This window comes from Pseudomonas sp. 18.1.10, assembly GCF_024655625.1.
Classification (GTDB): domain Bacteria; phylum Pseudomonadota; class Gammaproteobacteria; order Pseudomonadales; family Pseudomonadaceae; genus Aquipseudomonas.
In genome coordinates, this window is the sequence record NZ_JANLGL010000017.1 from 40585 (window position 1) to 51110 (window position 10526).

Consider the following 10526-nt stretch of genomic DNA (forward strand, 5'->3'; position numbering starts at 1 on the left):
AGGAGGGCGGCGGTGTGGCCAGATTCCCAGTCTGGCGCAAATCCAAATGTGGGAGCCGGCTTGCCTGCGATAGCGGTGGGCCTGCTGCATCGGTGTTGACTGACACGCCGCATTCGCGAGCAAGCCCGCTCCCACATAAGCTCACTCTGACTTGGGGTTAGGCGCTCAGATCAGAAATCGTATTTAACGCCTGTCATCAGGTTACGCGGCGCGCCATACATGCCGTGGTTGCCGGCATAACTCAGGTACTCGCGGTCAAACAGGTTGTTGAGGTTCACCGAGGCGCTCAGCTTGGGCGTCACGTCATACCGCACCAGCAGGTTGGTCACCGCATAGCTGCCCTGGCTGAAGGTGTGCAGGTCTTCGCCGACCTTGCTCTGCCAGTTCACCCCGCCGCCCACGGTGAACTTGTCCAGCGCGCCCGGCAGGCGGTAGGTGGTGAAGGTTTTCAGGCTCTGGCGCGGCAAGGTGGTGACGATGCGGTTGTCGTCGGCATCGGTGCTGACGGCGTAGGCATAGCCCGCCGAGGCTTGCCAGCCTTCGGCCAACTCGCCGTTGAGCTCCAGCTCGACGCCTTCGGTGGTGGTGCCCTTCTCGTTGCGGTAGGTGTCGCCGCCCGGGGTGTCGATCCAGATCGCCAGGTTGTCCTGTTCCAGCTTGAACAGCGCCAGGCTGGTGTTGAGTTTCTCGTCGAAGAAGCTGCCCTTGAGCCCCACTTCGTAGCCCTTGCCTTCCATCGGTGGCAGGGCCTTGTTGTTGATGTCATGCACGCCCATGGCCTGGGGGTTGAAGATCTTGGTGTAGCTGGCGTAGGCCGACCAGTTGTCCGTGAGGTCGTACACCACCCCGGCGTAGGGGATGTAGACGCCGGTTTCGGATTCGTCGGTGCGGGTCTCGGTGCCGCCGTAGGGGCTGGTGACGGTGTCACGTTTCCAGTCGATCACCCGGCTGCCGAGGATCAGGCTCAGATCGTCGGTGACCCGCAGGCGGGTGCTGAGGTAGGCCGCGTACTGGCTTTCATCCACCGAGGATTTGCCGGTGACGTCGAACGCCGGTTTCGCCGAGTGACCGTCCCAGTTGAACAGGTTGTCGATGGCCCCCGCCGGCGAGCCGGAATAGGCGTAGTTCCAGCCGCCGTAACTCGGCACGCTCTCGCGGTATTTGGACAGGGTCACGCCGGCGATCAGCTCGTGCTCGCGACCGAGCAAATTGAACGGGCCGGTGGCGTACAGGTCGAGGTTGTCCTGGCGCGGCGTGCCGGAGAAGCGCACCGGCAGTTGGGTGGTGCCGCTGCCGTCACGGTTGAGGCTGCCGTTGACGTAGTTGAAGATTTCGTCGAACTGGTTTTCGGTGTGGGTGAATTCGGCCTTGGCGCTCCAGCCACTGTCGAACTTCTGTTCGAGGGAGGTGAAGAAGCTGGTCTGCTCATGGTCGTTGTAGGACCACGACGGCGCGGTGTTCAGCGAGCGGCTGAGGTTGCTGCGCGCGCCGTCGGTAAAGCGCGTGGGCAAACCGGAACGGGCCGGCGCGTCGACGTCGGTGCGCAGGTAGCTGAAGCCCATCGTCAGCAGGGTGTCTTCGGTCAGGTCGAACTCGGTGATGCCGTAGAGCAGTTGGCTTTCCTGCTTGTAGCGGTCGATCCAGGAACGCTCGGTCTTGTAGTCCGCCACCAGGCGCCCGCGCACGTTGCCGCTCTCGGTCAGCGGGCCGGACACGTCGAGGCCGGTGCCGTAACGGTCCCAGTTGCCCGCCTCGGCGGTCACGCTGGCACGGGCCTCGGCGGTCGGGCGCTTGCGGATCAGGTTGATGGTGGCCGCCGGGTTGCCCATGCCGCTTATCAGGCCGGTGGCGCCGCGCACGATCTCGACGCGGTCGTACATGGCCATGCTTTGGGTGTAGTTGTCCATGCGCGTGGCGGTGGGCACGCCGTCGATTTCGAAGTTCTGGATCTGGAAGCCACGGGAGAAATAACCATCGCTTTCCGAGCCCTTGCCATCACGCAGCACGATGATGCCGGGGGTAGCGTCGAGGGTGTCGCTGAGGTTGATAAGGCGCTGGTCGTCGAGGCGTTGGCGCGTCATGACGGTGAGCGATTGCGGGGTTTCCCGTGGGGTCAGGTTCAGGCGCGTCGAGCTGCTGGACGACTGCGTGGTGTAGGAACCGGTGCCCTCGGTGGTCGAGCCCGGCGCCTTGCCTGAGATGGACACGGCGCTCAGTTGCAAGGCGCCGCCCGCCGGGCGCGGCTCCAGCGAGTAGTGGTTGTCGCCGCCACGCACGGCCTGCAGGGCGCTGCTGCTGAGCAGGATCGCCAGGCCGCTGTCGAGGTCATGTCGCCCATGCAGGCCGGGGCTGGTCTTGCCGTCGGTGAGCGCCGCCGGGTAGGACAGCAGGATCTGGCTGGCCTGGCCGAACCGGTTGAGTGCGCCGGCCAGCGAACCGGCCGGGATGTCGAAGTCGATCTGCGGTGCGGCCTGCACCCAGGCCGACGTCAGCAGCAACGGCGTGGCAAGTGTGAGCGTGGCGATGCCCTGCATGACCGCAAGGGCCAGTGATGTTTTCAACGTTGTGCGTGGCTGCATGCCTGTTTCCCCAGTGAAGGTAGTGTCTGGGGATACAAGTCTCGTGAGAATCGCAAACAGCTCACCTTGCCGCGAAATAAATTCACACGAGGTGCTGGCGCGGCTTGAGGGTGATCCAGAAACGCGTGAAATGCTGCACCTCCAATTGCAGGGTCTGCGCCAGGGCGGCGAGGATGCGGTCGGTGTCAGCCAGCGGATAGGTGCCCGACACCCGCAGGCCGCGCACCGCCGGATCGCAGGCCAGGCGCCCGCGCCGATAGCGGCTCAATTCTTCGAGGAAGTCTTCCAGGCGCATGCCCTGGGCGACGATCATGCCGCCGCGCCAGGCCAGTTCGCCGTCGCGTTGCGGGCGGCGGGCGAGCACGCTGTGGGCATCGAAGCTGACCAGCTCACCGGGTTGCAGCACCAGGCTGCGCGCCGGGATCTGCACCGACAACGCACCCTGGTCGGCGCCCAGTTGGGTGAAGCCGTCACGCTGGCGCAGGCTGAAACGGCCGCTGATCGCGTGGGTCAGGCCTTCGCCGGTCTGCACCCACAGCGGGCGGCTGTCGGCGGGGTTGGGGTCCACCAGGATTTCGCCGCGCAGCAGGTGGATCTGGCGTCGCTCGGGGGTGTATTTCACGTCGATGGCGCTGTCGGTGTTGAGTTGCACCTGGGTGTTGTCCGCCAGGTCGATGCGCCAGCGCTCGCCGACGGTGGTGCTGTGGTCGCTGGTCCAGTGTTGCAGCAGTTCGCTGTCCTTGGCGCTCCACGCGGTGGCGCCCACCGCCAGCAGCATGGCGAGGTGCTTGACCGCCTGGCGACGGGACAATGTCGGCAGCAACGCCGCGCTGACCAACCCTTGATGCGCTGGCGCACGCACGTCCTGCATGCGCTGCAAAAAGCGCTGGGAATGCTGCCAGGCCAGTTCGTGGGCCGGGTCTTGTTCGCGCCAACGCTGGCACTCGGCGCGGGTCTGCTCGCTGACGTCGGGCGCCTGCAATTCCAGTTGCCAATGCATCGCCTGCTCGGCGGCTTCCAGGGACAGCGTCATGGTTGCTGGCTGTCCAGCAGGATGCATTGCGCGCCGGCCTTGATGATGTAGCGCTTGACCGTGGCGATGCTGGCGCCGAGGCGCTCGGCAATCTCGCCATGGCTGAGGCCGTCGAGCTGCGACCAGAGGAACGCCTGGCGCACCGGCAAGGCCAGGCGGCTGAGCACTTCGTCGAGGGCAGCGAGGGTTTCCAGCAGGATCAATTGGGTTTCGGCACTGGGGGCGGACTCTTCCGGCAACAGGGCCAGGGCCTGCAAGTAGGCGCGCTCCAGCTTTTGCCGACGGAAGTGGTTGGACAGCACGCTCTGCGCCACCTTCGCCAGAAAACTGCGCGGCGCCTGCACTTCGATCGCCTGATTCTTCGCCAGCAGGCGCAGGAAGGTGTCCTGGGCCAGGTCGGCGGCACTCTGCGAGCAATTCAGGCGACGCCACAGCCATTGCTGCAACCAACGGTGTTGCTGCTGGTACAGGGTGGCCAGGTCAGTGGGGCTTACCGCAGGAGTCGACGACATGGGAGGCGCGCACAAGGAATGATGCGCAAATGATAACGGTTATCATATGTTTCGCAAGCTGTGTGCTGTAGGAGCCGGGGCAACCGGCTCCTGGCGTGGATCAATCGTCCAGTTGTTGCGGCGCAGGCTTGCTGCCGGCCTTGGCCGGTTTGGCGCCTTTGGCGGGGGCCGGTGCGGCTGGCTCGGGTTCTGCGGCGGCGGCGGTTTCTTTTTCGGCCATGGGCATCTGGTCGATGGTGCTGAAGAATTCCTTCAGGTCGAGGGTATCCGGTGGCACGGTCTTCTCGAGTTTCTTCTCGCCATCCTTGCCCACCAGGATGACCTTGGTGCCGCTGCCGGCACCCAGCTTGAGGGCGCGGATCAGGGCGTTGGTTTCGGGCGGCGTGAGTTTTTTGTTGTCCTTGGCGTCCTTGGCGAACTTCTCCCCTTCGGCGCCGATGCTGCCGAACTTCACGGTGTAGAACACCATGTTGCGTGCTTCGAAGGCTTGCTTGTTGGCAGGCTCGTCAAGTTGCTTCTGGAGCGTGGTTAAAGTGGCGTTACCGGAATCAAGCTCCACCACGACCAGCGGACGGGCTTTGCCCACGTCCTGCTTGAGTGGGTTGGTATCATCAGCGGCCAACAGCGGCCCCGTAAAAACCATCAAGGTAGCCAGGGTCAGCGACCGGATGAGCATGCGCACCTCCTTCTAATTCCATGCAGGGTTCTTGAGTTTCATGTCTGCGACAGTCAAATTCAAGGATGATTCCTACACCACTTTAAGAAAGCGTAGGTCAGGACGCCCGCTACGCAAGGGGTTGAGGCGCTTGCGCGGTGATTGTTTCCACTGATTGCGGAAACATCATGAGACCTTCCAGTCCGGCCAATGCCGTGCAAACACGGGCGCCACCACAGGGTCGGCGTCCACCTGCGCCAGGCTCTGGGCAAAGCCCGGGGCCAGGCCGTTCAAGGCTTCGCGCGACTCATCCCAGCGCGACACCGCTGCCGCCATCAGGCCCAGTGCATTCGGCGTGTCGTTGGGGGCGAACAACTGCCCGGCAAACTGATCGGCAAACACCACCCAGGCCTGGTGCAAATAGCGTCGCGTGCCGGTAACCAGTTGCGCCTGCACGGTTTCGTTAACGTTGCCAAGCCAGCGTTGCGGGTAGTCGATGATGCCGATGGCCGAGTAGCAGTTGGCGGCGATGTACACCAGCCCGCGGATGATCTGCGCGCGGTTGCCGGCGAGCAATTCAGCGGCGGGAAACTCCAGGCCGAGGTGGATCAGGATCGCCGCGCTTTCAGTCAGCACCTGGCCATCGGGCGTGAGCAAGGTGGGCACTTGCTTGAGCGGGTTGATGCGCGCCAGTTCGTCACTGCCGGCGCCCTCGGCCCATGACGCGGCGTCGATTCGGCGCCAGGGCACCGCGCACCGTTGCAGGGCGATTTCGATCATGCACGAGCCGGATTCGTCGATGCCGTAGAGCGTGTACATGGGCCTGGTCTCCTACTGCCAACTTGGGCCCAAGATTGCGGCCCTTCGCCGTGTCGAATCAAGCGTTTTAAAACAAGCCCATCTGCCCACCGACCAAGGTGCCGAAATCGTCATTCACAAACGGCAGGATCGCATCGGCCACCGGCTGTAATTGCCGAGTGACATAGTGATCGTAGTCGATAGGCGCCTGGCGGGTTTCCAGGGGTTCCGGGCCGTTGACCGTAATCACGTAGCTGATCCAGCCACCGCGCTGGTACTGGCGCGGACGCCCGAGGCGGTCGTTGTAGTCGTCCGCCAGGCGCGCGGCGCGCACGTGGGGCGGCACGTTGCGTTCGTAGTCGTCCAGTTGCCGGCGCAAGCGCTTGCGGTAGATCAGCAGCTCGTCGAATTCGCCACTCAAGGTGCGCTGCACGTAGTCGCGGATGTAGTCCTGGTGCGGCTGGCGGTGGAAGATGCGCTGGTAGAGTTCCTGCTGGAACCGGCGGGCCAGGGGCGACCAGTCGCTGCGCACGGTTTCCAGGCCTTTGTAGACCATTTCTTCGCGGCCATCGCTGTGTATGACCAGGCCGGCGTAGCGTTTTTTGCTGCCCTCCTCGGCGCCGCGAATGGTCGGCATGAGGAAGCGGCTGAAGTGGGTTTCGTATTGCAGTTCCAAGGCGCTTTGCAGGCCGAACTCGCTGCGCAGGTGCTCGCGCCACCAGTCGTTGACGTGCTGCACCAAGGCGCGGCCGATGCGCCCGGCGTCCTCCTGGGAATGCTTACTGCCGAGCCAGACGAAGGTGGAGTCGGTGTCGCCGTAGATCACCTCATAACCCTGGGCTTCGACCAGGGCGCGGGTCTGGCGCATGATCTGGTGGCCGCGCATCGTGATGGACGATGCCAGCCGCGTGTCGAAGAAGCGGCAACCGCTGGAACCGAGCACGCCGTAGAAGGCGTTCATGATGATTTTCAGCGCCTGGGACAACGGCGCGTTGTGTTCGCGCTTGGCTTCTTCGCGGCCCTCGGACACCCGCGCGACGATGGCTGGCAAGCAGTGCCGGGTGCGCGAGAAGCGCGCGCCGCGAAAGCCTTCCACCGAAGCGCTGTCGTCGGGGTACTTGAGGCCTTCGATCAGGCCGACCGGGTCGATCAGGAAGCTGCGGATGATCGACGGGTAGAGGCTTTTGTAATCCAGCACCAGCACCGATTCATAGAGGCCGGGGCGCGAGTCCATGACAAATCCGCCGGGGCTGGCCTGGGGCGGTTTGTCCCCCAGGTTTGGCGCGACGAAACCCTGGCGGTGCATCAGCGGCATGTACAGGTGGGTGAACGCCGCGACAGAACCGCCGTTGCGATCCGCCGGCAAGCCGGTGACGCTGGCGCGCTCCAGCAAAAAGGTGAGCAGTTCGGTCTTGGCGAAGATCCGCGTGACCAGTTCGCAGTCCTTGAGGTTGTAGCGCGCCAGGGCGGGCTTGTCCTCGGCGAACATGCGGTTGATTTCGTCCATGCGCTGGTACGGCGTGGAGATGTCCTTGCCTTCGCCGAGCAGGGTTTGCGCGACGTTTTCCAGGCTGAAGGATTCAAAGCTCCAGGTTGCCGAACGCAGGCCCTCGATGCCGTCGATAATCAAGCGCCCCGCCGCGGCGGCGAAATAGTGGTTGCGGCTGCCGTGTTCGCGCCAGGTCATGGCCTCGCCACCACGCCCGAGCAGCAGCGGCACGTTGAGGCGCTGGGCGTGTTCGTGGAGCACGCGCAGGTCGAACTGCACCACGTTCCAGCCGATGATTGCATCGGGATCAAAGGTGGCCAGCCAGTGGTTGAGGCGTTCGAGCAGTTGGGCGCGGGTGTCGCAGTAGTCGAGCTTGAAGTCCACCGCCGTGGTTTGGTTCGGCGGGCCGAGCATGTACACCTGGCGCTCGCCGCAGCCTTCGAGGGCGATGGAATAGAGCTCGCCCTTGGCGGTGGTCTCGATGTCCAGGGACACCAGTTTGAGCGCCGGGCGGTAGTCGGGCGCGGGTTTCATCTGCGCATCCATCAACACGCCGTTGGCATCCGGCGTGCCGCCAAACCACACGGGCGCGGTGATGAAGCGTTCCATCATGTAGCGTTCGGGCGGGCGCACGTCGCCTTCGTAGACGTCGACACCGGCGGCGCGCAGGCGTTTTTCCACGTCCATCGCCTGGCGGTGCTGGCGGGTGTAGAGGCCGAGGACCTTGCGGTGATGGAAGTCCAACAGCTCCAGCGGGCGCAATTCGATGTCGCGCTCGCCCTTGAGCAGCCAGTCGAGCGGCTTGCGGTGGGCTTCGGGGATGAACATCACCGAGGTCTGCACGGGGAGGCGCACAAGCCGTGGGCCTTGATCGGTGGCCAGCCAGAAGCTGACCTCCGTGCCCGCCGGGGTGTCGCGCCAATGCCGGGTCAGGACAAAACCCTGCTGTAAATCCACCGTACCGCACCTCAGGAATCGCTTTCAGGGCGTGATTCTACTCGGCTACGTGCGCACGCAGACCGCGAAAGTAAATATTTGTTGCGTGACGTTAATAACAATCACTATCATTCGCACCGGAGTCGTATCCGCGCAGCGAGGACGCGCAACGTTTGTTGCCCTTTTCCTCACTGGATCGCCCATGCCCTTCCCTATTCCGTTTCGTCCGACCTTGCTCGCCCTGTGCTGCTCCCTGAGCGTCGCCGCCCACGCTGCAACCCCAGCCACCCCGCAGGATGCGAACAACCGTCAGGACGGCAACACCCTGGAATTGGGCGCCACCAACATCAGCGCCGACGCGCCCGCGCCAAACGCCCTGCCCCCGGTGTACGCCGGCGGCCAGGTGGCACGCGGTGGCCAGTTGGGGGTGCTGGGCAACCAGGACATCATGGACGTGCCGTTCAGCATGTCCTCCTACACCGAGAAACTGATCCGCGACCAGCAAGCCGAAACCGTCGGCGATGTGCTGCTCAATGACTCATCCGTGCGCCAGGCGTCGGGGTATGCCAACCAGGCGCAGACCTTCATGATTCGCGGCTTGCCCCTCAACGGCGACGATATGTCCTACAACGGTCTGTACGGCATCCTGCCGCGCCAGATCATTTCCACCGACGCCCTGGAACGGGTCGAAGTGTTCAAGGGCCCGAATGCCTTCATCAACGGCGTGAGCCCCACCGGTTCGGGGATTGGCGGCGGCGTGAACCTGCAACCCAAGCGCGCCGATGATCTGCCGTTGCGCCGTTTCAGCACCGACATCAGCAGCGACGGCCGGGTGGGCGAGCACTTGGACATTGGCCAGCGCTTTGGCGAGGACCATCAGTTTGGCGCACGGGTGAACCTGTCCCAGCGCGAAGGCGATACCGGCATCGATGATGAAAACCAGCGCTCGAAGCTGTTTGCGGTGGGCCTGGACTACCGTGGCGATGCGCTGCGTGTGTCCGGCGACTTTGTGTACCAGAAGGAGCACATCAACGGTGGGCGCAACTCGGTCTTTACCGGCACCGCCACCCACATCCCGGATGCGCCGTCGGCCGACACCAACTACGCGCCGAGCTGGAGCAGTACCAACCTGGAAGACACCCTGGGCATGCTGCGCGCCGAGTACGACCTGAACGACAACTGGACGGCGTACGCGGCAGGCGGGGTCAAGCATACCCGTGAAATGGGGCGTTACTCCTCGGTGACCTTGACCGACAACCTCGGCAACGCCACCGCCAGCGGCTCGACCATCGCCCACGAAGAAGACAACAGCAGCCTGATGACGGGCCTGAACGGCAAGTTCCAGACCGGTGCGGTGAGCCATCGTCTCAACTTCGGCCTGGCCGGGACCTGGACCCAGGCGCGCAACGCTTATGTGTTCGCCAGCGGCAAGACCATCACCAATATCTACAACCCGGTGACCGGCGCGGCGCCTGCCTTGAACAACCCCCGCAACACCCCGGGCACCGACTTCAGCGACCCGGAAATCACCGCGAAGACCTTTGTGCGCAGCGCGGCGGTGTCCGACACCTTTGGCTTCTTTGATGACCGCTTGTTGGTGACCGTTGGCGCACGTCGCCAGCAGATGGTGGTGCAGGGCTACAACTACGCGAGCGGCAGCCGCACGGCGAACTATGACGAGTCGATCACCACGCCGGTCTACGGCCTGGTGTTCAAGCCGTGGGAGCATGTGTCGGTGTATGCCAACCGCATCGAAGGGTTGGCGCAGGGGCCGACGTCGCCGCTGATGTTGGGTGTGAGACCGATCATCGGCGGCGGCCAAGCCTATGCGCCAGCGCGCTCCAAGCAGATTGAAGCGGGCGTCAAGGTCGACATGGGCACCTACGGCGCCACGCTGGGTGTTTACCGTATCGAACAGCCCGGGGCCGGTTACTCCGAAGTCGTCGATGCGACCACTGCGCGCTACGTGCGCGAAGGCCTGCAAATCAACAAGGGCGTGGAGCTCAACGTGTTCGGCGAACCGGTCAGCGGCCTGCGTTTGCTCGGCGGTGTGACGGTGATGAAGACCGAACTCAAGGACACACAAAACGGCGCCAACGACGGCAACCGTGCCATCGGCGTGCCTTCGTTCCAGCTCAACGCCGGGGTGGATTGGGATGTGCCGGGACTGCAAGGCGTGAGCCTCAACGGGCGCATGCTGCGCACGGGTGGCCAATACGCGGATGCGGCCAACAACCTCAGCCTGCCGGCGTGGAACCGCTTCGATGTGGGTGCGCGCTACAACTTCAAGGTGGCGCAGCGGGATGTCACTGTCGGCGCCACGGTGGAAAACGTTGCCAACGCGAAGTATTGGGAATCGGCGCAAGGCGGGTTTTTGAGCCAGGGTGATCCGCGGGTGGCCAAGTTGTCGGCGTCGGTGGATTTCTAAAAAAGTAAAACGCAACCTGTGGCGAGGGAGCTTGCTCCCGTTGGACTGCGCAGCAGTCCCAGCTTTTTAAACAAAGAGCGGGGGCCGCTTCGCGCC

At 64.0% G+C, this 10526-nt stretch carries 7 protein-coding genes; 1 reads left to right on the top strand and 6 read right to left on the bottom strand.

The genetic code is table 11. The features are described from left to right. Positions 1-170 precede the first annotated feature (170 nt). The 6 genes from NUV89_RS05060 to NUV89_RS05085 all read right to left on the bottom strand — a co-directional run bounded on the left by NUV89_RS05060 (position 171) and on the right by NUV89_RS05085 (position 8023). A complete protein-coding gene (locus tag NUV89_RS05060; RefSeq protein ID WP_257780529.1) occupies positions 171-2534 on the bottom strand; it encodes a TonB-dependent receptor in 2364 nt (787 codons plus the stop codon). Between the two features lie 127 nt (positions 2535-2661). Then, the gene (locus NUV89_RS05065; RefSeq protein WP_257780522.1) at positions 2662-3612 is read right to left on the bottom strand and encodes a FecR domain-containing protein; all 951 of its coding nucleotides are present in this window, start codon (positions 3610-3612) and stop codon (positions 2662-2664) included. Next, positions 3609-4124, bottom strand: a complete 516-nt coding sequence (locus NUV89_RS05070; RefSeq protein ID WP_257780523.1) for a sigma-70 family RNA polymerase sigma factor — start codon at positions 4122-4124, stop codon at positions 3609-3611. Before NUV89_RS05070 ends, NUV89_RS05065 begins: the two co-directional genes overlap by 4 nt. 100 nt (positions 4125-4224) lie before the next feature. Then, on the bottom strand, positions 4225-4800 hold the full coding sequence (locus NUV89_RS05075; protein ID WP_257780524.1) for a DUF4174 domain-containing protein: 576 nt from the start codon (positions 4798-4800) through the stop codon (positions 4225-4227). Between the two features lie 165 nt (positions 4801-4965). Then, positions 4966-5598 (bottom strand): glutathione S-transferase, encoded by a 633-nt coding sequence (locus NUV89_RS05080; protein WP_257780525.1) that lies wholly within the window; start codon positions 5596-5598, stop codon positions 4966-4968. A gap of 67 nt (positions 5599-5665) precedes the next feature. Further along, on the bottom strand, positions 5666-8023 hold the full coding sequence (locus NUV89_RS05085; RefSeq protein WP_257780526.1) for a DNA polymerase II: 2358 nt from the start codon (positions 8021-8023) through the stop codon (positions 5666-5668). A gap of 181 nt (positions 8024-8204) precedes the next feature. On the opposite strand from NUV89_RS05085, the gene NUV89_RS05090 reads away from it, so the two are divergent. Continuing rightward, on the top strand, positions 8205-10430 hold the full coding sequence (locus tag NUV89_RS05090) for a TonB-dependent siderophore receptor (RefSeq protein ID WP_257780527.1): 2226 nt from the start codon (positions 8205-8207) through the stop codon (positions 10428-10430). Positions 10431-10526 lie beyond the last annotated feature (96 nt).

What these genes read in the sequence shown, in the direction of transcription:
- NUV89_RS05060 (WP_257780529.1), bottom strand. Translation starts at nt 2,534, where the DNA reads ATGCAGGGCATCGCCACGCTCACACTTGCCACGCCGTTGCTGCTGACG.
- NUV89_RS05065 (WP_257780522.1), bottom strand. Translation starts at nt 3,612, where the DNA reads ATGACGCTGTCCCTGGAAGCCGCCGAGCAGGCGATGCATTGGCAACTG.
- NUV89_RS05070 (WP_257780523.1), bottom strand. Translation starts at nt 4,124, where the DNA reads ATGTCGTCGACTCCTGCGGTAAGCCCCACTGACCTGGCCACCCTGTAC.
- NUV89_RS05075 (WP_257780524.1), bottom strand. Translation starts at nt 4,800, where the DNA reads ATGCTCATCCGGTCGCTGACCCTGGCTACCTTGATGGTTTTTACGGGG.
- NUV89_RS05080 (WP_257780525.1), bottom strand. Translation starts at nt 5,598, where the DNA reads ATGTACACGCTCTACGGCATCGACGAATCCGGCTCGTGCATGATCGAA.
- NUV89_RS05090 (WP_257780527.1), top strand. Translation starts at nt 8,205, where the DNA reads ATGCCCTTCCCTATTCCGTTTCGTCCGACCTTGCTCGCCCTGTGCTGC.